We start from the raw sequence: 19,812 nt of genomic DNA, 5'->3' as shown, positions 1-19,812 counted from the left end.
AAAAGTAAGCTCAATAAAATCGGTTCAGTTTTGCCGATAAACTGACTAAGATTAAAGCTAGATCTTGACTGTTCAAACTAACAAGGAAGCGAAAGATGGGACCATTTGAAATAGCTGCCATTGCCCTTATCGGTGGCTTTGCCATTAGCGGCTATAAAGAGTTTAACAAGCGTCATGCAAGGGAAGACAGTAAAGAGATAGAATCCCTGCGCTCCGAGCTTGATAAACTAAAGAGCCGGGTAAATACCCTAGAGACCATAGTCACAGATAAATCTTATCAGCTGGGTGACGAAATCGCCCGTTTATAGGCGCTCGCGACAGCATAGGGCTAAACGCTTACGACAGCAGAAAGTAAAATGCCACCTCTTTGAAGGTGGCATTTTTCGTTACTCTGCTGGCTGTACCAAAGATAATGAGCAGTTTAGATAAAGAGATCTTTAATATTCTTCAGATCGCCCTTGCCTTCTGCCAGCTCCTCTGGCGACAGACCGGAAACCTCATGGGGGAAGACCAACCACTCTTCCGACTCATGAATAAAGTAATCTGGCTTCATCGCAACCGCTGTGTTCTTAGGCTTGTAGTAAGGACAAGCGATACGGACATCGGTCGGCATATTCAGGCGCATCAGCTCCTGCAACTTGTTCACCAAGGCTTCGATACTGCGACCAGAGTCAAACACATCATCGACGATTAACAGGCCGTCTGTCGCGTTGGCGTTCTCGACAATATAGTGCAGGCCATGCACCTTGATCTTCTTGCTCTGCTGATTAATGCCGTAATAAGAAGAGGTACGCACCGCGATATGATCTGTTTCAACCTTCTTAAAGTCGAAATATTCCTGCACAGCGATGCCAATAGGTGCGCCGCCACGCCAGATCCCCACGATAAACTGTGGTCTGAAACCACTGTCATAAACTTGCGCCGCCAGACGAAACGAATCTTCCAGTAGCTCCTGAGCGGTAATAAAGCGTTTTTCAGACATCTGACGATCCCCATCATGTTATTTTCGCATCAAAGGGAAAAGCTAATCCTACAGATTATTCTTTACCCAAATTCAACCTAGCACAAGTCGACCGAATTGGTTTGCCAGACGGTAAAACTTTGTACTGCGGGATTTTGGAGGCGAATTCTATACTAAAAAATCACAGCCTGCCGTAGTTAATAACAAAAATGAGCGCTACAAATCATATTTACTCAAAGGGATAGCTGAAATCCCTAAAAACTTACACCCACCAACAGCTTCACCAACAGCTTACACCAACAGATAGGCAAACAGGGGCGCCACCAACACCATAGTGATCCCGGTAAAGATCATGGTCAGGCTGGCGACGACCCCCTCTTCCTGCCCCAACTGGGTCGCCTTGGCGACTCCGGCGCCATGGGCCGAGGCCCCCAACGCCACGCCTTTGGCCAGGGCGCTTCTTATCCTAGCCAGCTTAAATACCAGGCCACAGAGCAGCATGCCTATCACCCCAGTGAAGAGCACCAACATGGCGGTCAGATCCGGCACGCCGCCAAAGGCCGTAGTGGCCTCGATGGCAAAAGGCGTCGACACAGAGCGCACCAGCAGGCTGTGGGAGAGTTCCGGCGGCAGCGCAATCAACTTCACCAGTCCCCAGGAGGAGAGCAAGCCCGCCAACAGCCCGGTCAGCACCCCGACACATATGGTCAGCGGATAACGCGCGATCAAGTGTCGCTCACGATAGATGGGCAGCGCAAAGGCGATGGTCGCTGGCGCCAGCATGGCACTCAGGTAGTGACTGTAGGCAAAATAGGTGGGCAGCGGGATGGCAAATAACACCACCAATACCAGCAGGCTGATCGGGGTTAAGATCATCGGCGACAGCCACCAGAAGCCCCAGCAACGGTACAGGGCCTTACTGGCAAAGTAGGTCAGGATAGTGATGATAAGACAGCAGATCGCCAAAGGTTGTGAAAGCATCAGAGCCGACATAAGGGACTACCTAGGCAGAGGCTAACAGCAGCTGCTGCCGTCTTGCCCGGTTACGGCGCCGCTCGAAACGAAACACCCGATCGATCACAAAGCCGGTGATCAACAAGACGCAGGTGCTGCCAAGGACCAGTGTCAGCAGCAGGTTCAGGCCATACTGCTCAAACAGCGGCGCATAATGCACAGAGGCGACAACCGGCGGGATAAAAAACAGTAACAGTTCACTGAGCAGCCAGGTCGCGCCCAAAGCAACGAAACGCTCAGGCACCCAGTTCAGCGCCAGTAACAGCAAGAGTACCGCCAGACCTAAGACACCGCCAGGCAGAGGCAGGGCAAAATAACTCACCAGATACTGCGACAGGTACGCCAGCAGGCAGAGCGAGGCGACTTGCAGGAGGGCTTGAGTGAGTGACTTGAATGACAGCAAAGGGGTTTCCATCGGCTTGGTGATTAAGATTAAGCCAATTTTACCCTTGCACATTTAATAAAAAAAATGAATATTATTTATAAACTAGATAACCAAAAGCAATCATTATGGATCTCAAGGCGCTGCACTATTTTGTCGAGATAGTAAACTGTGGCGGCTTTAACCGGGCGGCGGCCAAAGTCCATATCAGCCAGCCTGCCCTGTCTAAATCCCTGACTCAGCTGGAAAGTGAGCTGGAACTGCCGCTACTCACTCGGGGCAAACGCGGCACTAATATCTGCCTGACGGTACACGGCGAGACTGTCTATCACTATGCCCAAGAACTGCTGGCCACCAAACAGGCGCTCGTCGATGAACTGAACCGGCTTAAGGGACTCGACAAGGGTGAGCTGAAACTGGGCCTGGCGCCACTGGGCAGCGCCGAGCTGTTCGCCCCCATTATCGCTAAATACCGCCGCCGTTTTCCCAAGATCCATACTCAGCTGCTGGTGCGCGGCGGGGTGGAGCAAACCTTGGCATTGCAGCAGGGGGAGATAGAACTGGCGACCGGGATCGTCGAGCTGACCGCAGAGTTTACCGGCATCGCCATTCACACCGAGCCCATGGTGGTGGTCCTGCCCAGCCGTCACCCGTTGGCGAAGCGGACACAGGTGCCCATGAGGGAGCTCAATGGCTGCGCTCAGATCTTATTCGAGCCGGAATTTACCCTGCATAAGATGATTATCCATGCCTGTGAGAATGCCGGCGTCGTCATCACCAATCCCACCCATGTCAACCAGCCCGACTTCGGTATCGCCCTGGTTGCCGCCGACATAGGGGTGATGATACTGCCGAAATTTATCGCCATGCGCTATCAGTCAGAGGGGGTCGCCATCCGGGATCTGACAGAAACCGACCTGAGCTGGCGCATGAGCCTGTTCTGGCTGAAAAACCGCCCGCTCTCCTTCGCCGCCGACGCCATGATTGCCCTGCTCAAAGAGCATCTTGAGAGTCAGGGTTAAGCACTCAGCACCAAGACCTCAGGCGCGCAAACGCCCCACGGCCGAGATAAGTAGCACAAGCAGGAGGCCGGCCAGCACGCCGAACAGGGTATTGAGCAGACTCGGCAGCAGGCTAGAGATCAGAGTTCCCATAAATGCCCAGTGAGCAGTCAGACTCGCCCACTGAGTAAACAACTCGCCAAGGGCGTGGATGCCGTGGGTCAGGATCCCACCGCCCACCATGAACATGGCGATGGTGCCGACCACAGTCAGGCCACGCATCAGATAGGGAGCGGCGTTCACCAGTCCGCCACCCAGATAGCGCCCCAGTCGCACCAGGGCGCCCTCGCCCCGACGGCGGCTGAGATAGAGGCCGAGATCGTCCAGCTTGACTATACCGGCAACCAGGCCGTAAACCCCAATCGTCATCACTAGGCCGATAATGCACAGGGTCACCAACTGAGTCAGAAAACTGCTGTCTGAGACCACACCCAGGGTGATGGCGATGATCTCCGCCGACAGCACAAAATCGGTGCGGATCGCGCCGGTCACCTTGTGTTTCTCGAAGGCCCGGATATCGCCCCCCGCCTGCCTAAGTGCCAGCTCAAGCTCCTCTTGCTCGGAGTGCCTGTCATGGGTGCTGTTGCCAGAAACATTGTTATCATGGGAATTACCAGCATGTGCAAGGGAGTGATACAGTTTTTCCGCCCCCTCGTAACAGAGATAGGCGCCACCGAGCATCAAGAGCGGCGTGATAGCCCAGGGGATAAAGGCGCTGATAAGCAAGGCCGCCGGTACCAGGATACATTTATTGCGCAGCGACCCCTTGGCCACCGCCCAGACCACGGGCAGCTCGCGGTCGGCATTGACCCCACTCACCTGCTGGGCATTGAGGGCAAGATCGTCCCCAAGTACCCCGGCAGTCTTACGGGCCGCCACCTTACTCATCAGGGCCACATCATCCAAAATTGCCGCAATATCATCGAGCAAGGTCAGTAAACTTGCACCCGCCATCTTACCCCCCCACAATTAACAGCTATAACCACTTGTATTTATTGCTATAAATTACACACTAACGCTGATAAACACCAGCAATAAAGCCAACCCTGTAAAACAAAATTCGTCATTTCCCATGCCGCTCGGAGGAACAGCAGGTATAATTGCTGGCAACGACCTAAACTTCCTCACAGGAAAGAGTGATGACTCAAGATGAAATGAAGAAAGCCGCCGGTTGGGCAGCCCTGAAATATGTAGAAAAAGACAGCATAGTCGGTGTCGGAACCGGTTCAACCGTAAACCACTTTATCGATGCGCTGGGCAGCATCAAGGCCGATATCGAAGGCGCCGTCTCCAGCTCTGAAGCCTCGACCGCAAAACTCAAGGCCCTGGGCATTCCGGTTTTCGAGCTGAACTCGGTCGACGAGCTCTCTGTCTACGTGGATGGTGCCGATGAGATCAATCCCCATATGGATATGATCAAGGGCGGCGGCGCGGCACTGACCCGCGAGAAGATCGTCTCCGCCGTGGCCGACAAGTTTATCTGTATCGTGGACAACACCAAGGAAGTGGCTATCTTAGGTGAATTTCCGCTGCCGGTTGAGGTGATCCCCATGGCACGCTCCTATGTGGCGCGCGAACTGGTAAAACTGGGCGGCGATCCTGTCTACCGCGAAGGGGTTATCACAGATAACGGCAACATCATTCTCGATGTCTACAACATGAAGATCATCAACCCGAAAGAGATGGAAGAGAAGATCAACCAGATAGTCGGTGTGGTGACCAACGGCCTGTTCGCCAAACGCGGCGCCGATGTGCTGCTGGTCGGCACCCCTGACGGCGTGAAAACCGTTACTGCCTGATAGCGCCTCTCGCTGACTCTTGTCACTCACGACTATTATCAGAACATAAATCATGTGACAAAAAAGCACTGAAAATTCAGTGCTTTTTATTGAGATTAATAACATGACTTCCATCACAAATAACCAGCCAGAGTATTACCAGGCCAAAAATAAGATGATAATAAGGTCTTAAAATTAAAAATATTCTCTCGTATCTTTAACCACCCGCTTTCATTCTGGAGAGACAGATAACCCTATTGGCTCCGGGATGAGATGAAGCGTCAGTTAACTGAGAAGGAATTCACATTGAAAAAATCTCACCTGCTCCCATTCTTTATCCTGTCCTTTACCCTGCTGCCTTCACAGCAGACTATGGCCACGCCAGCATCTATGGTCGCAGTCGGCCTGGGCGTTGAGTATGGCGGTCTTGGCGCTCAGGTGTTTCTGCCAGTGCGCTTCGATAACCTGGAGCTCTATTTATCTGCCGGATTAATGGGATACTCATCGCCGGGCGATCACTTTGGCGGTGGTGGTGGCATAGGAAGCAATCTGTATTTCGCGCCCAATCACTCCTTAGGTCTCTATGCAGGCGTGGTCAGTCTCGAGCGGGAGCACGATCCCTACGGCATGACATCGGGATTTGAGTACAAGGTGGGCGGCTCTCTCAACTACAAATTCCATTTCGCTAAAAAAGGGGCATCGGGGGGCAGCCTCGGGGTGAGTTACAACGTCTATGATGGCGGCAGTTACCCTTTTATCAGCCTGGGTTACCGCTTTTAGACAAAATGCCCTAACCTAAATAAAAAACCGCTCAAGCTAGGCTTGGGCGGTTTCTTTTTCAAAGCACTAACTGCAGAGACACACCTGACCTTACTCTAAAGTTTTTATTTAGGGCTTTTTCGACTTGTGCACCTGACGGTTGGCCCCCACCACCAGCATTTCACACTTAGGACAGTCAAACACCAGCTTGAGTACATCTTTGCCTATCTCAAGCACCATAGGTTCGGCCTTGAGCCCCGGAACCTCTTTAGGACAGAGATTAAAGTTAAAGCGCAGACAATGCTTGGTCACCATCAGAGGGGCATCCTCTGCGATGCCGTTCTTCTCATAGGTGTCTTCGATTTCGATCACCCCATGGCGGGTATAAAACTCTTTGGCCTGTTCGTTGGCGACGTTGCCCATAAAGCTCAAATGCTTCACAGGATAGACGGCTTCCTGATTATATTGCCAGGCTTTGGGGCGCTCGTAGCCTGCGACTCTCGCCTGCTCCAGAGCCGCCACTGTATCGCGGCGCAGACCATTTAATACCGATGCCGGCACAAACCAAGGCTGAGCCGTCTCTATACTGATGCTTCTGGCGCTAAAGTCTGTACTGCCGAGTTTACCCAACTGTTTACGCAGATTCTGCAACCCCTTTTCGCTGTCGCTAGCTGCCGTTTTCTCAAGTGGCAGCTCAGTGGTGGCTGATAACCCGTATTGATCTGTCATAGTCAGGGCCATGCCGGAATCTGTATCTCTCAGGCTCATATCCACCTGGATAATTCGCTTGGCCGACTCTTTGGCCAGCAGGGCTTCGAACGCCTGATCATGGTTACGATAGAGAGTCGCGCCCACTTTTAAGTCGCCGGGGACAGCAATCACATAAAGCTTATTGCCCTCGGCGCGGTTGACTCGCAGCCCTTGTAACTTGTCATCGGACTGCTTGGCCTTCTCATAGTTAGGCGGGAAATAACAAAGGCCATCGCCATTATTAAACTGCTCGGTCGATTCGACCTGAATAAAGTCTTTACCCAGGGCCGCCACCTTTCCCACCTCTTCGCCGATATATTTAGGCGAGCGAAAATCACTCACGCCTTGATTACGGTCGTTGACGAAATAATCGGTGCGACCACGGTTGAAGGTTTTCTCTGTGTTTGGGGTAAAAGTGTGTTCACAGCGACCATGGCTGGATGCCACCAGCTCGGGGCGGCGCGCCAAGATTTTATCCAGCTCCTGACGATAGTGGGCGGTCACATTCTTCACATAGCTGAGATCTTTCAGGCGCCCCTCAATCTTAAAGGAGCGCACGCCAGCGTCGATAAGCGCCTCTAAGTTGTCTGTCTGGTTGTTATCTTTCAGCGATAACAGATGCTCGTTCTGGGCCAACACCTCGCCTTGGCGTGTCTTTAAATCACCCGGCAGACGGCACATCTGCGAGCACTCGCCGCGGTTGGCGCTGCGATTACTGAAAGCATGACTTAAGTTACACAGGCCGCTGTAAGCCACGCACAGAGCGCCGTGGATAAAGAATTCGATCTGCATGTTAGTATGCTTGGCCACTTCGCGGATCTGACTCAAGCCAAGTTCACGCGCCAGCACCACTTGAGAAAATCCCACCTGCTCTAAGAAGGCGACCTTCTCCGGATTACGGTTGTCCATCTGAGTGCTGGCATGCAGGGCAATAGGCGGAATATCCAGCTGCAGTATCCCCATATCCTGTACGATCAGCGCATCGGCGCCCGCCTCATAAACATCCCATATCAGCTGCTGCGCCGCTTCAAGTTCATCATCCATCAAAATAGTATTGATGGCGACAAACACCTGAGCATGGTACCTGTGAGCAAATTCGCACAGACGGGCGATATCTTCGACACTGTTGCCCGCCGTGGCGCGCGCGCCGAAAGCTGGCCCGCCAATATAAACTGCATCGGCGCCATGACGAATAGCCTCTATCCCAAAGTCGGCATTTTTCGCCGGGGCTAGCAGCTCTAAACGATTAGAAACATGGGCGATCGGCTGGGCTGGCTCACTGGCCTTTAAGGATGCTGGGCGGAAAATTTCAGGCTTATCCATGGAGATTCTCAATCGGCTTGCGACACAAAAACGCGCGAATCCAGGCTCGCGACTCAAAAAAGTGGCGGCGATTATAACAGACACGGCTAACATAGCGCAGTGCCATCAGTGATAAATTTTAGTCATCTTTGCCCGAATGAGCTGGATTTAGCTGAACTAAACGAAAAGCCGCCTCTCATCATGGTTATAAAAAAAGGCTCTCACAGCCCTTTCACCCATCAACAATCAACCATTAACCATCCTGCTTACTGGCTTTCCAATAATCTTTTTAAATTATTTAAGCCTTGCTGCAGATCCTTTTCGATCATCTTATCCATCTGCATTAGCGGCAGTAAGATGTTCATCGGGTAATCCATGTGCCCCGTAAAGCCCCAATGCACTTGGGTCTGACCGTCTGACACTGAGGTGGTGGTCATGTAGGCGGGGGAAACCGCCTCGAAGGGGGAGAGAAAACGCAACTCATAATCGATGCGCTCACCTGGAATAATCGCCATGATCTCCTGCTCCCCCTGACCTACATCGGGATTCTCGCTCTGCCACGCAGAAACAAAGCCGACTGTTCCATCCTCACCGCGATAGCTTTTGCGCATCAGCGGGTCCATGCCAGCCCAGATGCTGAAATTGTCCTGATTTTTTAGCAGGCGCACATAGTCGAACACCTCGGAAACCGGCTTGTCTATGGTAATTTGCGTATCGACCGCATAATCCTGCTCGATAAACAAGGCGGCAATGAAGGGGGTGCTGACCAGGAACAACACTAGGATCAGTAATTTTTTTAGCATGATGTTCTCCTAATAAAGGCAGAAAAATAAACAAGTTATCTAATAAGATTGCAACTTTTTCCTGTCGATAACATAGTTTATCCCGAACAAATTGCAATAGGCGGCAGCTGAACTAAACAGAGTGAAAGAACAAAAGCACAAAAAGACGCCTTAAGCGCCTTCATTGGGTTTTGAACAAGATCTGCTATTGCACAAGATGTGATATGAGTAAGCCTTTAGGCCTTGCCCAGTCTCTGCATCAGTTTCTGATTTTCCAGTTCTATATGTTTGTAAAACTCTATATCACTCAGCTTAGATGCCGCCGCCTCATCCAAAACCAATATCACATTGCGGTGCAGTTGCAGCGCCGATGCGGGGCAGGCTGCACTTAATGCTCCCTCGACACTAGCCTTTATCGCATCCGCCTTATTCTCCCCGGTGGCCAGCAGCACCACCTTCTTTGCATCTAAAATGGTGCCTATCCCCATGGTGATCGACAGGTGCGGCTGATATTCATCGCTGCTGAAAAAGCGGGCATTATCTTCGATGGTTGCCTTGGTCAGCGTCTTCACCCGGGTGCGGGACATCAGGCCGGAAGAGGGCTCATTAAAACCAATATGACCATTACGCCCTATGCCAAGCAGCTGAATGTCTATGCCGCCAGCCTTTACGATCTGCTGCTCATAACGGTCGCACGCCTCGATGGGATCATCTGCATCCCCCGGCGGAACATGGGTATTGGCCTTGTCTATATCGATAGCATCGAACAACTGGCTGTTCATAAAATAGCGGTAGCTCTGCTTATGGCTGCCATCCAAACCTAAATATTCATCCAGATTAAAACTAGTCACCTGCTTAAAGGAGACCTCTCCCGAACGATTGGCGGCAATTAAACGCTGATAGAGGGAAACAGGCGTTGAGCCCGTCGCCAAACCTAAGACTGAAGCGGGCTTTTTCTGCAGCTGCTGAATAAAGAGATTTGCGCCATATTCAGCAACGGCTGCACTGTCTTGTAAGATCACGATTTGCATAACTGCCCCATTTTCCCTAAATGAAATGCCCTGTCCCAGGTTTAAGTTGACACTGACCGGCTACCCGCCCTAACGTACTGACAGATTGGCCTTCAGCGTTTTGATAACATTACTATAACCACAAATGACAACGTTGTCATTATTATTCTAAGACCTTAGATGGCAGCTTTATGTCTTGCAATTTGATGTTTTAAATCCCTCTTCAGAACAGAGATGACACAGCTATTTTGAAGAATGCACAAGACTGTGATGAGATAGATTTCAATAACAAGCAAGGGAATATTGATAATGAAAACCTTTAATACATTGGAGTAGAATCAGTTTTGCCATTCCACTCCTTACTCCAATCTAATTTAGCAGTAAACAATTGATAAAAGAGTAGACAGCTGATAGATTAACCTCGCTATTAAAATTTAATCAAGCAGAGCAGTGAGGCTCGTTCTTATACTCAAGGAGAAACGATGATTAAACCTATCGCAATGATTGTCATATCACTATCACTTATGTCTGGTTGTGCAAGTGTCCCAATGGAGTCATCAGATAAAAGTGCGCATGCAAAACAATTTAATCCCCCTTCTGATGGAAAAGCAGGCTTATATGTGTATAGAGCAGGCAGCTTCGGGGGAGCGTTAAAAAAAGATATCTGGATAAATGGTGAATGTTTAGGTCAATCAGCACCAAATGTGTTTTTCTACGAAGAAGTCAATGGTGGTGATGAAGTTAAAATTTCAACTGAATCAGAGTTTTCGCCAAATGATCTCGTTGTAAAAACCGAAGATGGAAAGAACTACTTTGTAAAACAATATATAAAAATGGGTATGTTTGTCGGTGGAGCAGGTGTAGAGGTTATTGAAGAAAATAAAGCAAAGGAAGCAATATCAAAACTAAACCTAGCTGTTAAAGGTAAATGTAGTTCTTAATTCAGTGAAAAGACAAAAGTTGCACTTTCTATTATTTACGCAACGACCATTTAAATAATAAAAGTGATGAATTTTATTTTAAAAACGTTTCATTAAATAAGGAGATATAATGAGACATTATTTATCTATTATTCCTATATTGTTCGCCTCATCTTTCCCTGTGATGTCTCAGGGCATCCAAACCCCTATAAAAAATGTTTTCGTAAATTCCATAGAGGAAAATAAACTATCATTCCACAACTTATCAGATGTAAAAATAATCATTGATATATATGGTGACCAATTTGAAATTCAACCAGATTCTGGTTTTTCATATGAATGCTCAGGCTATAGCTATTTAGAGATACAAGTAAAAAATATCACTCATGAGTATTTTGAACTCCCTTGTAGTTCTCGAGTCTCATTTTCTAAAGATTTCAATATAGTAAACAAGGTCATAAGATGAGAAAAATACTGATATTTTTTATTACCTTACTGCTGACTGCGTGTGGCGGTTCTAATTCTGACGGTTCTGATAAAACAACTTATTCATCATGTAAAATAACAAAATCTGGAGCACTCTTAGCCTCTGACAGAGACTACGATTTAAACCAGTGTTGGAATGCCACAGGTAATGGATATGAAAGTAAAGGCGATGCATTACAGTGGTGTGAGAAAACTGTAAATGCATATATAGCTAGTCGATACACTGTTGGGCATTCTGTTGAGTACATGATTGAATCAACATATTGTAAGTAATACAAATAAACCAATCCTGTGATGGATTGGTTTATCTCTTTACGTAATGTCTATTACCTGAAGCAAAAAGCGCCGCAAGGCGCTCCACAAACCGCTGTAACCGGCGCCGATAATGGCCACATCCGCATGAATATCAGCACTTAACGCACTGCGGTAGGTAATGGGTTCACCTAAGGTATCAAACCAGAGATTCTGATTGAGTGAGGGGCGCATCAGTCATTCAACTGGGCGAGCAGATCATCGAGGTGGGTTCTAACCCAGCTGCTGCTGATCGGTCCCCAAGTGTGAATATGGTAATAACCGGCGTTATGGCGCTCGCCATCTTGGATGAAGTGGCACTCTATCCCCAGATCCACAAAAGCCGAAATAGCATCCTGCAGAGTGCGCCTTGGCATGCCTGTGGCTTTGCAAAGTGACAACAGATTATGGCGCTCATTATCGATGAGATAAGCCAGATAGAGTTTTCTTAGGAAGGCTTTTTTCTGCTTAGAAACCGGATGTTCCACTCAAGCACCTCGAACTGTGTTTAATAACAGGCTGAAAAACAACAAACTCCATTATGCCCACAGCCAATAACCATCTGCAAGATAGACGTGATAATAAGCAGGCTGGAAATGAGCCGATCAAAGTAAGCTCCCCTTTGGCAGGCTAAAACCGTTAACAGCCACTATCATGAGTAGACCCTAAATAATCCAGCAGCAGTCACCCAGCCGCACACGATAATCACTATTCGGCTAATGTCATTGAGGACAAGAACACTATGTACAGGATTAAACATACCCCAGACAGTATTATCAATTTCTGGTTCGAAGAGATAAAACCCACCAGCTGGTTTGTGAAAGACCAGGAGTTTGACGATCTGCTCAGGCGAAATTATAGCGATCTGTTAAGCCATGCCAAACAGGGGGAGCTCTATTTCTGGCGCAATAAACCTCAGGGGCGATTGGCCGAGATCATCATATTGGATCAATTCAGCCGTAATATCTTTCGAGACACGCCCGATGCTTTCAGTGCCGATGCCATGGCGCTGACATTAGCCCAGGAAGCGGTCGCCAACGGCGCCGACACTAAGCTGCCGAACATTCAGGTGCCCTTTCTCTATATGCCCTATATGCACAGCGAGTCGGCCAGCATACATGAGGTCGCCATGATGCTTTTTAGCCGCGAGGCCGCCAAGGGCAATCTTGAATATGAGAGACGCCACAAGGCGATCATTGACAGGTTCGGCCGCTATCCACACCGCAATGCCATTTTAGGGAGGGAATCGACAGCCGATGAGCTGGCATTTCTCAAACAGGCCGGCTCCAGTTTTTAACCCCTATCTAATCGCGCTGAAAACACCCAATAAAAAACAGCAATCACTTCTCATTTATCTGAAGCGATTGCTGTTCTTTGTAAAACGGCTTACACCAAACTGGCCAGCATCTCATCCGAATAATCGACTAAAGGCAGGTTTTGGCGCACCTTAGCCACATAATCTGGGTTGGCGATAAAGGGACGACCAATGGCCAGCAGATCGAAACAGTCATGTTCAATCGCCAGGGCACCCGTCTCTGCGCTGTAACTGCCTACACCCACGAGAGTCTTGCTGTAATTCGCGCGCAGATAAGTTGAAGCGCGGCCATCTAAGTAATCAAACTCTAAAGCATCGTCGAAGATCCCCAGATGCAGATAGGCCAGATCACGCGATTCCAGCTCCCTTAAGAAATGATCGAATACGGCGCGATCCCGGCTATCTCCTTTCATGTTGACATAGGCGCCGGGAGAGACGCGCAGCCCAGTGCGCTCGTTACCAATGCGCTTACACACGGCATCGACCACCTGCAGTGGGAAACGCACCATGTTTTCAACCGAGCCACCAAACTCGTCGCTACGACGGTTGCTGTCATGGTGTAGGAACTGATCTATCAGGTAAGCGTTGGCGCCGTGGATCTCCACCCCATCGAATCCCGCATCAATAGCGTTAGCTGCCGCCTGAGAATAATCCTTTACTAACTGAGCTATCTCCGCCTGACTCAGCGCCTTTGGCACTTCATAGTTCAGTTCGCGCATTCTTGGCACAGTGCCTTCAATAGCTACCGCCGATGGCGCCACTGTCGGGCCACCGAAGAAATGGGAGTGTGCCACGCGGCCCGTGTGCCATAGCTGGGCGAAAATCTTGCCACCCTTTGCATGGACCGCATCGGTAACCAGACGCCAGCCATCAATCTGCGCCGGAGTAAATAGGCCCGGAGTATTAGGGTACCCTTGACCGTCAGGGCGTATGATCACGGCTTCGGAGATCAACAAACCCGCCTCGGCGCGGCGGGCATAATACTCGGCCATCGCCACGGTTGGAACCAGATCATCATCCGCCATACAACGGGTAAGGGGTGCCATTAAAATTTTATTATTCAGGGTGATACTCTTATTAAGCTTGAAGGGTTGAAACAAACTGGCTGTCATACTCAGACCTCTGTTGAAATGCCGACGCTTTCTTGAATATGCGTTCAAAATAAACTTTATTGAATGAGCATTCAAGAACTTTTTTGAATAAACATTCAAATAAAGTATACTGACGCCATTCCAACACCTTCACACTTGGACACGAAACCGCCGATGCGAAACGCCGAATTTGATCGACAACAGGTGCTCAGACAAGCCATGGCCGCCTTTATGGCCAAGGGCTATACCAAGACCAGCATGCAGGATCTGACCAAAGCCACTGGGCTGCACCCGGGTTCTATCTACTGTGCGTTTGAAAATAAACGTGGCCTGTTACTGGCAGCTTTGGAACAATATGTTGAGGATAGAAACAGCGAATTGATGGGCTTCTTCAGCCAACCACAGCCTTTCTGCAAACAGCTCAAGACCTATCTGGATAAGATAGTCGGCGATTGTATCAGTTGCGATGCAACTAAGGCCTGCCTGCTCACTAAGGCGCTCAATGAACTGTCGGAGCAGGATGAAGAGGTCAGGCTGATAATCAATCAGTATTTAACCAACTGGCATCAGATCCTGGCGAATAATTATCAGCTGGCGATGGATAAGGGCGAGCTTTGCAGTACCCAAAGCAGCATGGCGCTGGCACGTTATTTTACTATGGGGATCTATGGGCTGCGCACTTTCGCCCACTGCCATCCCGAGCCAGAGATCTTAAATTCCTTGGCCAGGCAGCTCTACCACGACACTTGCCTGACCCATATCGCAGAAAATTGATGTCGCAAATAGATCCTAGCTCAAATAGACATAGCCCAAATAGACAGTGGCTACTTGACCACAAGCACAGGACACTTGGCCCTGTTCGCCACCCCTTCGGCCACATTACTACTTAGCATATGATCTATGCCGGTATGACCATGGCAGGCGATCACTATCATACCCACGTCATTGCTTTCTGCATCGGCTAAGATCTGCCGCTCCACCCCTCCAACGCGGATCTGGCTCTCCACCTTTGAATTCGGCGGCAACTGCTCGCGAAGCTGCTGCTTTATATGATCCAGTTTGCTATGGGCATCGGCATAAAGCTGTTGCTCCAGCTCATGATCGCTGCGAACCGAAATGCCATAGTTGTGCACCCCAAATGGTTCGCTCGCCACATGCAAAATACGCAGATTAACGCCATAAAGCGCTGCCATCTCAACCGCATAGCTTAAGGCGTGGGAGGCCGTTTCAGAAAAGTCTGTCGGACATAATATCTGGCGACTACGCATGCTTTATTCTCCTTTTTATCGCTAACATAGAGTGAAATTATCTGTCCTACTTCACTACCAGTACCGGACATTTAGCTTTGTTGGCCACCACTTCGGCCACGTTGGTGTGTAAAAAATGCGATAACCCGGTGCGGCCATGGCTGGCAATCACTATCATGCCCACGCCGCTCTCCTCGGCTTCGGCTAAGATCTCGCTCGCCGCATCACCGCGACGTATCATGGTTTCAATGGGCAGTTTCTGATCCAGCTTAGCCAGCAGGGATCTCATCTTCTCTGCGGCCGCCTCCTCCATCTGCTGCGCCAGCTCTTCGGGCGTTATCGCCAGAATTTGAAAACTCTCGTCCCCCATAGGGGGCTCAACCACGTGAAGCAAACGAAAACCGACCTGATAAAGATTGGCCATCTCAACCGCATAAGAGAGGGCGTGGGACGCCGTTTCAGAAAAATCTGTCGGACACAATATTTGACCTCTTCTCATCTGATCCTCCTTAGCAAATACAGGAAATTAAACATATTTACCCTATTAGCATAGCCGATAACCCAAATGCTAGCGGCATCTATGGACGATCTTGTATCTGCTTAAGTTCAGCTTAACCAGGAAAGCGCCTGCTGTTTATCATCGAAGAATCGGTATTCGCCCGGCGTAAACCAACTGACGATGCGCACCATCCACTGCTGAAACTCCCCTTTGCCTAAGATGGCGACCTTCTTGAACGCCTTGCCATGTTTCAGCCCCAGCTTGAGATCGTCCCAGGCGGCATGCAGGGAGAAACCATCCAGTTCGCGCAGATCCATCAACGCTAGGATCTCAGGATCCTTCATCTCGGCGATCGCCGATTCCAACAGGGGCGTCATATATTGATAATCTTCGTGAGTCAGGCGGCCGTATGCCTTGATGACAAAAAACAGCTCCTTCTCCCAACGTTCTATCCCGATAGACAGTCCGTGAATATCGCTTTTCATAATGACCTCCACTAACACTTCCGACTCAAGCTGTTTAGCTACTCTAACTACTAAGCCACTAACAACTAAGCAACTAAACTGGCACACACCTTACTTTTAAGTTTAGTTCTTCCCAATCAGGTAGCTTGAGCAAAACCCTGTACGCCACTGAAAATTCAGCTTTGTTTGACCTAAATCAAGAAAGTCACTAAGATAAAAACCGACTGATTAGTCGGTTTTTATCTTACCAGATACAGGTGAATTTTCTATGTCTCTCCACACGCCAGTTGCAGTCGAATTACAGCCGCTGCTCAATAAGCAGAAAGCCTATTTCAACCAGCGTCCTTGCCCAGACTTAAGCCAACGAAAATCCGACTTAACACGGCTCAAACAAGCCCTGATAGCCCATCAGGCTGAGTTGATCGGCGCGCTGAGTCAAGACTATGGCCACCGCAGCCCCCACGACAGCGTGATCGCCGATATTCTTCCCTGTATCAACCAGATCAATTACACACTCAAACACCTCAAAAGCTGGTTAAGGCCAAGCAAACGCCACGCTGGGCTCTTGCTGGCTCCGGCAAAGGTCACAGTGCATTACCAGCCGGTCGGAGTCGTGGGTATCATAGTGCCCTGGAATTTTCCTGTCATACTGGCGCTGGCGCCCTTAATCACGGCGCTTGCCGCCGGTAACTGCGCCATGATCAAGCTGTCGGAATTTACCCCCGCCACCAACAAGGTGCTCAAGAAACTGCTCGCCATCGCGTTTGAAGCCAAGCAAGTGGTCACCATAGAGGGGGAAGCCGAGGTCGCCGCCGCCTTCTCCGCCCTGGCTTTTGATCATCTGCTGTTTACCGGCTCGACCCAGGTTGGCCGTCTGGTGATGGCGGCCGCGGCCAAAAACCTGACCCCAGTGACCTTAGAGCTTGGAGGCAAATCCCCTGTGGTGATAGCCGAAGATATGCCCCTAGACACAGCAGTCGAGCGGCTTATCTATGGTAAGTGTTTAAATGCGGGGCAGATCTGTGTCGCCCCCGATTATGTCCTGCTCCCCAAAGGCAAAACCTCGGCCTTTATCGCCGCCTTCAGGCAGCAGTTTTACGCCATGTACGGCGAAGTAGACAAGAACCCAGATTACAGCGCCATCATCAACCCGCGCCAGTTCGAGCGGCTGCAAAGCCTGCTGCAGGATGCCAGAGAAAAAGGCGCAAAAATTCACTCGATGGACGATAAAGCTGTCGATCTTCAGGGGCGTAAATTGCCGCCGCAGCTCATCACCCAGGTCAGTGATGAGATGCAAATCATGCAGGAGGAGATTTTCGGTCCCCTGCTGCCGATCCTCGAATATGAGACACTCGATCAGGCGATTGACTACATCAATCAGAGGCCGCGGCCGCTGGCGCTCTATATCATGAGTTTCGATAGCAATACGACAGAGCAGATTATCAGTCAAACCCACTCGGGCGGCGTCTGCGTTAACGATACGCTATTTCATGTCGCCGCCGATGATGCGCCCTTTGGCGGCATAGGCGCTTCCGGTATGGGACACTACCATGGCAAAGAGGGTTTTTTGACCCTAAGCCACGCCAAAACCGTGCTCAGCCGAGGAAAGTTCTACAGCGGTAAACTGGTGCATCCGCCCTACGATAACAAGCTGTTGCAACTGCTGATGAAACTCTTCTTACGTTAAAAAAATGCGCTGAAAATTAAGCACAAGATGAAAACCACAGATAAAAAAACGGCGATTTTAGACACGGCTCTGCGGCTGTTTGTGGAGCAAGGCTTTCATACCAGCAGTACGGCGCAGATAGCCAAACAGGCGGGAGTGGCAACCGGCACCCTGTTTCATCACTTCCCCACCAAGGAAGCCCTGATGAAGCAGCTGTTTCTTAATGTGAAGCAGGAGTTTGCCGATGCAATTCGCTCGAATATTCATAGCAATGCTGACGGCCAAAGCCAACACAATATCGAGCCTGGCGATGAACTTAAAACCACCGCCAGAAATCTGTGGTTCGCTGCCCTGGAGTGGGCCGCGAATCACCCGCTAAAACAGCAGTTTTTCCAGCTCTATTCTTTATCGCCCATTATCACCACTGAGCTGCGTGACCAAGCGATGAACACAACCCTTGGCTTTATTGCCGAGTTAATCAAACAGGGGCAGACTCTGGGAGTTATTCAGGATTACCCGCTGAAACTGATGCAGGATAATTGCCATGGCCAGTTTCTTGCGGCGATAAGCTACTTCAGCGACAATCCCGAATACTGGCAGTTACCAGCCCATAAAGAAGCCAGTTTCATGCTATTTTGGAACGCTATCGCCAAACCTCAAACCGAGAATCAGGAAATCCATTCATGAGCACAAATCTCCAGAGGCGACTATTACTGAAAGGACTCGCGGCCGCAGGCATATTGTCACAACTCAGCCCTATGACGGCCTGGGCAAGCGAACAAGCCCTGTATATCGATGGGTTATCATTTCTGCCCGAAGATTTGGCAGATCTCAAGGCATCCAAGCTCAGCGCCTATCTGTGTGACATCTCCGCCATCGAAGCCATAGAGCAAAGCGATGGCACCACCAATTACAAGCGTACCTATAAGGCCTGCGTTCAAAGCATCAGCCAAGCCTTATCCCGTGTGAACGACAATCCCGATAAACTCCTGCTCGGCAAGACAGGAGCGGACATTAAGCTCGCCCATGACAGCGGCCGCACTGCGGTCTATTTCCAGATCCAGGGCGCTGACTGTCTTGAGAAGAATGTTGAAGATGGTGTTGAAAAGAATGCCGATAACGAACTAAATCAAGTGGATGAGTTTTACCAACGCGGACTTAGAGTGCTGCAACTGACTCACCATTATGGCAACAAGTTCAGCGGCGGCGCGCTGGATAACGACGGCAAACAGGGGCTGAACTCACCCTTAACCCCAGCTGGGCATAAGTTAGTCCGCAAGCTCAACGACACTAAGATGCTAATCGATGTGAGTCATTCCAGCCCTCAGTCGGCACTGGATTGTGCTAAAGCCACTAATGCCCCCATAGTGCAAAGTCACGGCGCAGTGCGCGCTATCGTCAATCATGCCCGCTGCTCTCCCGATGAGGTGATTAAGGCCATTGCCGATACCGGCGGCCTGTTTGGCATCTTTATGATGAGCTTCTGGCTCACTACTGATGCCATCCCCACTCAAGATCATTATCTGGCACAGCTCAAACATGTAGCCAAAGTGGGCGGCATAGATGCCCTGGCTATTGCCAACGACTATCCCCTGCGCGGCCAGAAGAACCTGCTAAAACTTGGCAATAATAATAGCGAGGGAGTCAAAGAGTATCTTGAGTGGTGGCACAGCCTGCGCGAGCGCGGCGTGCTCGGCTTTGATCATGAACCAGAGCATGTGGTGATACCCCAACTTAATCATATCGAGCGCATGGAGCGCATCGACACAGCCTTAACTCAGGCGAAATTCAGCAGCAGCGAGCGCGCCAAAATCATGGGCGGCAACTGGCAACGAGTGCTAAACCAAGTGCTTGGGTAAAAAAGCTAATAGGTAACTTGTGGACATTTCCGTGTTAGAAATTTAGTTCTATATATGTGAGTTTCAGATTAATATTTTTTATGTGCTAACTTCGCAAGCACGAGCAAAGGACAGCGGCTTACCGCCTCGTGGCATTTGTCCCCGAGGAGCGTAGCGACGAGTTAGTGACTTGCAT

Annotated in this window: 24 protein-coding genes; 11 read left to right on the top strand and 13 right to left on the bottom strand. The window is 49.9% G+C overall.

Annotated features, from left to right (window positions below; genetic code table 11):
• Nucleotides 1-95: 95 nt before the first annotated feature.
• The gene (locus LZP69_RS01265) at nt 96-308 is read left to right on the top strand and encodes a hypothetical protein (RefSeq protein WP_234198258.1); all 213 of its coding nucleotides are present in this window, start codon (nt 96-98) and stop codon (nt 306-308) included.
• Between the two features lie 113 nt (nt 309-421).
• On the opposite strand, the gene LZP69_RS01260 is transcribed toward LZP69_RS01265, so the two are convergent.
• The 3 genes from LZP69_RS01260 to LZP69_RS01250 form a co-directional block, all read right to left on the bottom strand.
• Entirely contained in the window at nt 422-982 is a 561-nt protein-coding gene (locus LZP69_RS01260; RefSeq protein WP_234198257.1) for a phosphoribosyltransferase, read from the bottom strand.
• A 270-nt stretch (nt 983-1,252) separates the two neighbouring features.
• On the bottom strand, nt 1,253-1,954 hold the full coding sequence (locus tag LZP69_RS01255; RefSeq protein WP_234198256.1) for an LrgB family protein: 702 nt from the start codon (nt 1,952-1,954) through the stop codon (nt 1,253-1,255).
• A 10-nt stretch (nt 1,955-1,964) separates the two neighbouring features.
• The gene (locus tag LZP69_RS01250; protein ID WP_326490243.1) at nt 1,965-2,378 is read right to left on the bottom strand and encodes a CidA/LrgA family protein; all 414 of its coding nucleotides are present in this window, start codon (nt 2,376-2,378) and stop codon (nt 1,965-1,967) included.
• 107 nt (nt 2,379-2,485) lie between these two features.
• On the opposite strand from LZP69_RS01250, the gene LZP69_RS01245 reads away from it, so the two are divergent.
• Entirely contained in the window at nt 2,486-3,379 is an 894-nt protein-coding gene (locus LZP69_RS01245) for a LysR substrate-binding domain-containing protein (protein WP_234198246.1), read from the top strand.
• Between the two features lie 18 nt (nt 3,380-3,397).
• Here LZP69_RS01245 and LZP69_RS01240 read toward each other — a convergent pair whose 3' ends face one another.
• Entirely contained in the window at nt 3,398-4,372 is a 975-nt protein-coding gene (locus LZP69_RS01240; protein ID WP_234198244.1) for a DUF808 domain-containing protein, read from the bottom strand.
• A gap of 185 nt (nt 4,373-4,557) precedes the next feature.
• On the opposite strand from LZP69_RS01240, the gene rpiA reads away from it, so the two are divergent.
• The gene (gene rpiA / locus LZP69_RS01235; RefSeq protein WP_234198242.1) at nt 4,558-5,217 is read left to right on the top strand and encodes a ribose-5-phosphate isomerase RpiA; all 660 of its coding nucleotides are present in this window, start codon (nt 4,558-4,560) and stop codon (nt 5,215-5,217) included.
• A gap of 285 nt (nt 5,218-5,502) precedes the next feature.
• A complete protein-coding gene (locus LZP69_RS01230; RefSeq protein ID WP_234198240.1) occupies nt 5,503-5,976 on the top strand; it encodes a hypothetical protein in 474 nt (157 codons plus the stop codon).
• Nucleotides 5,977-6,084: 108 nt separating this feature from the next.
• On the opposite strand, the gene LZP69_RS01225 is transcribed toward LZP69_RS01230, so the two are convergent.
• The 3 genes from LZP69_RS01225 to nagB all read right to left on the bottom strand — a co-directional run bounded on the left by LZP69_RS01225 (nt 6,085) and on the right by nagB (nt 9,820).
• Nucleotides 6,085-8,028 (bottom strand): peptidase U32 family protein, encoded by a 1,944-nt coding sequence (locus LZP69_RS01225; protein ID WP_234198238.1) that lies wholly within the window; start codon nt 8,026-8,028, stop codon nt 6,085-6,087.
• Between the two features lie 245 nt (nt 8,029-8,273).
• The gene (locus tag LZP69_RS01220; protein WP_234198236.1) at nt 8,274-8,810 is read right to left on the bottom strand and encodes an SRPBCC family protein; all 537 of its coding nucleotides are present in this window, start codon (nt 8,808-8,810) and stop codon (nt 8,274-8,276) included.
• Nucleotides 8,811-9,025: 215 nt separating this feature from the next.
• Nucleotides 9,026-9,820 carry a glucosamine-6-phosphate deaminase gene (nagB, locus tag LZP69_RS01215; protein ID WP_234198234.1) on the bottom strand — a complete coding sequence of 265 codons (795 nt, stop codon included), beginning with the start codon at nt 9,818-9,820 and terminating at the stop codon, nt 9,026-9,028.
• 461 nt (nt 9,821-10,281) lie between these two features.
• Between nagB and LZP69_RS01210 the strand changes: the two genes are divergently transcribed.
• Nucleotides 10,282-10,740 (top strand): DUF2846 domain-containing protein, encoded by a 459-nt coding sequence (locus LZP69_RS01210; protein ID WP_234198232.1) that lies wholly within the window; start codon nt 10,282-10,284, stop codon nt 10,738-10,740.
• 441 nt (nt 10,741-11,181) lie between these two features.
• Complete coding sequence (locus LZP69_RS01205; protein ID WP_234198230.1) at nt 11,182-11,478, top strand: hypothetical protein; 297 nt, start codon at nt 11,182-11,184, stop codon at nt 11,476-11,478.
• A gap of 39 nt (nt 11,479-11,517) precedes the next feature.
• Here the strand turns inward: LZP69_RS01205 and LZP69_RS01200 are convergent, their stop codons facing one another.
• Together LZP69_RS01200 and LZP69_RS01195 are read right to left on the bottom strand one after the other, a co-directional pair.
• A complete protein-coding gene (locus LZP69_RS01200; protein WP_234198229.1) occupies nt 11,518-11,691 on the bottom strand; it encodes a hypothetical protein in 174 nt (57 codons plus the stop codon).
• A complete protein-coding gene (locus LZP69_RS01195; RefSeq protein ID WP_234198228.1) occupies nt 11,691-11,984 on the bottom strand; it encodes a winged helix-turn-helix domain-containing protein in 294 nt (97 codons plus the stop codon). The genes LZP69_RS01200 and LZP69_RS01195 overlap by 1 nt, the downstream gene beginning before the upstream one ends.
• A 254-nt stretch (nt 11,985-12,238) precedes the next feature.
• Between LZP69_RS01195 and LZP69_RS01190 the strand changes: the two genes are divergently transcribed.
• Nucleotides 12,239-12,793 carry a DUF924 family protein gene (locus LZP69_RS01190; RefSeq protein ID WP_234198227.1) on the top strand — a complete coding sequence of 185 codons (555 nt, stop codon included), beginning with the start codon at nt 12,239-12,241 and terminating at the stop codon, nt 12,791-12,793.
• Nucleotides 12,794-12,882: 89 nt separating this feature from the next.
• Here LZP69_RS01190 and LZP69_RS01185 read toward each other — a convergent pair whose 3' ends face one another.
• Nucleotides 12,883-13,923, bottom strand: a complete 1,041-nt coding sequence (locus tag LZP69_RS01185) for an alkene reductase (RefSeq protein ID WP_234198226.1) — start codon at nt 13,921-13,923, stop codon at nt 12,883-12,885.
• Between the two features lie 153 nt (nt 13,924-14,076).
• On the opposite strand from LZP69_RS01185, the gene LZP69_RS01180 reads away from it, so the two are divergent.
• On the top strand, nt 14,077-14,676 hold the full coding sequence (locus tag LZP69_RS01180; RefSeq protein ID WP_234198225.1) for a TetR/AcrR family transcriptional regulator: 600 nt from the start codon (nt 14,077-14,079) through the stop codon (nt 14,674-14,676).
• Nucleotides 14,677-14,726: 50 nt separating this feature from the next.
• On the opposite strand, the gene LZP69_RS01175 is transcribed toward LZP69_RS01180, so the two are convergent.
• From LZP69_RS01175 to LZP69_RS01165, 3 genes are all read right to left on the bottom strand, one after another.
• A complete protein-coding gene (locus LZP69_RS01175; RefSeq protein WP_234198224.1) occupies nt 14,727-15,170 on the bottom strand; it encodes a universal stress protein in 444 nt (147 codons plus the stop codon).
• Between the two features lie 46 nt (nt 15,171-15,216).
• Nucleotides 15,217-15,648 carry a universal stress protein gene (locus tag LZP69_RS01170; RefSeq protein WP_234198223.1) on the bottom strand — a complete coding sequence of 144 codons (432 nt, stop codon included), beginning with the start codon at nt 15,646-15,648 and terminating at the stop codon, nt 15,217-15,219.
• 107 nt (nt 15,649-15,755) lie between these two features.
• A complete protein-coding gene (locus LZP69_RS01165; protein WP_234198222.1) occupies nt 15,756-16,133 on the bottom strand; it encodes an STAS/SEC14 domain-containing protein in 378 nt (125 codons plus the stop codon).
• A gap of 247 nt (nt 16,134-16,380) precedes the next feature.
• Here LZP69_RS01165 and LZP69_RS01160 point away from each other — a divergent pair, with 247 nt between their 5' ends.
• The 3 genes from LZP69_RS01160 to LZP69_RS01150 are packed head-to-tail and all read left to right on the top strand — an operon-like array spanning nt 16,381 to nt 19,637.
• A complete protein-coding gene (locus tag LZP69_RS01160; RefSeq protein ID WP_234198221.1) occupies nt 16,381-17,799 on the top strand; it encodes a coniferyl aldehyde dehydrogenase in 1,419 nt (472 codons plus the stop codon).
• 27 nt (nt 17,800-17,826) lie between these two features.
• A complete protein-coding gene (locus tag LZP69_RS01155; RefSeq protein WP_234198220.1) occupies nt 17,827-18,465 on the top strand; it encodes a TetR/AcrR family transcriptional regulator in 639 nt (212 codons plus the stop codon).
• On the top strand, nt 18,462-19,637 hold the full coding sequence (locus LZP69_RS01150) for a membrane dipeptidase (RefSeq protein ID WP_234198219.1): 1,176 nt from the start codon (nt 18,462-18,464) through the stop codon (nt 19,635-19,637). The genes LZP69_RS01155 and LZP69_RS01150 overlap by 4 nt, the downstream gene beginning before the upstream one ends.
• Nucleotides 19,638-19,812 lie beyond the last annotated feature (175 nt).

Source organism: Shewanella sp. AS1 (assembly GCF_021412565.1).
Taxonomy (GTDB): domain Bacteria; phylum Pseudomonadota; class Gammaproteobacteria; order Enterobacterales; family Shewanellaceae; genus Shewanella.
Note: the sequence above shows the minus strand (reverse complement) of the source record. Positions and strands in the feature narration are given on the sequence as shown.

Coding starts and splice junctions, on each gene's coding strand:
- LZP69_RS01165 (WP_234198222.1), bottom strand. CDS start 16,133: ATGAAAAGCGATATTCACGGACTGTCTATCGGGATAGAACGTTGGGAG.
- LZP69_RS01260 (WP_234198257.1), bottom strand. CDS start 982: ATGTCTGAAAAACGCTTTATTACCGCTCAGGAGCTACTGGAAGATTCG.
- LZP69_RS01205 (WP_234198230.1), top strand. CDS start 11,182: ATGAGAAAAATACTGATATTTTTTATTACCTTACTGCTGACTGCGTGT.
- LZP69_RS01200 (WP_234198229.1), bottom strand. CDS start 11,691: ATGCGCCCCTCACTCAATCAGAATCTCTGGTTTGATACCTTAGGTGAA.
- LZP69_RS01245 (WP_234198246.1), top strand. CDS start 2,486: ATGGATCTCAAGGCGCTGCACTATTTTGTCGAGATAGTAAACTGTGGC.
- LZP69_RS01180 (WP_234198225.1), top strand. CDS start 14,077: ATGCGAAACGCCGAATTTGATCGACAACAGGTGCTCAGACAAGCCATG.
- LZP69_RS01155 (WP_234198220.1), top strand. CDS start 17,827: ATGAAAACCACAGATAAAAAAACGGCGATTTTAGACACGGCTCTGCGG.
- LZP69_RS01190 (WP_234198227.1), top strand. CDS start 12,239: ATGTACAGGATTAAACATACCCCAGACAGTATTATCAATTTCTGGTTC.
- LZP69_RS01240 (WP_234198244.1), bottom strand. CDS start 4,372: ATGGCGGGTGCAAGTTTACTGACCTTGCTCGATGATATTGCGGCAATT.
- LZP69_RS01160 (WP_234198221.1), top strand. CDS start 16,381: ATGTCTCTCCACACGCCAGTTGCAGTCGAATTACAGCCGCTGCTCAAT.
- LZP69_RS01170 (WP_234198223.1), bottom strand. CDS start 15,648: ATGAGAAGAGGTCAAATATTGTGTCCGACAGATTTTTCTGAAACGGCG.
- rpiA (WP_234198242.1), top strand. CDS start 4,558: ATGACTCAAGATGAAATGAAGAAAGCCGCCGGTTGGGCAGCCCTGAAA.
- nagB (WP_234198234.1), bottom strand. CDS start 9,820: ATGCAAATCGTGATCTTACAAGACAGTGCAGCCGTTGCTGAATATGGC.
- LZP69_RS01220 (WP_234198236.1), bottom strand. CDS start 8,810: ATGCTAAAAAAATTACTGATCCTAGTGTTGTTCCTGGTCAGCACCCCC.
- LZP69_RS01225 (WP_234198238.1), bottom strand. CDS start 8,028: ATGGATAAGCCTGAAATTTTCCGCCCAGCATCCTTAAAGGCCAGTGAG.
- LZP69_RS01255 (WP_234198256.1), bottom strand. CDS start 1,954: ATGTCGGCTCTGATGCTTTCACAACCTTTGGCGATCTGCTGTCTTATC.
- LZP69_RS01185 (WP_234198226.1), bottom strand. CDS start 13,923: ATGACAGCCAGTTTGTTTCAACCCTTCAAGCTTAATAAGAGTATCACC.
- LZP69_RS01175 (WP_234198224.1), bottom strand. CDS start 15,170: ATGCGTAGTCGCCAGATATTATGTCCGACAGACTTTTCTGAAACGGCC.
- LZP69_RS01150 (WP_234198219.1), top strand. CDS start 18,462: ATGAGCACAAATCTCCAGAGGCGACTATTACTGAAAGGACTCGCGGCC.
- LZP69_RS01265 (WP_234198258.1), top strand. CDS start 96: ATGGGACCATTTGAAATAGCTGCCATTGCCCTTATCGGTGGCTTTGCC.
- LZP69_RS01210 (WP_234198232.1), top strand. CDS start 10,282: ATGATTAAACCTATCGCAATGATTGTCATATCACTATCACTTATGTCT.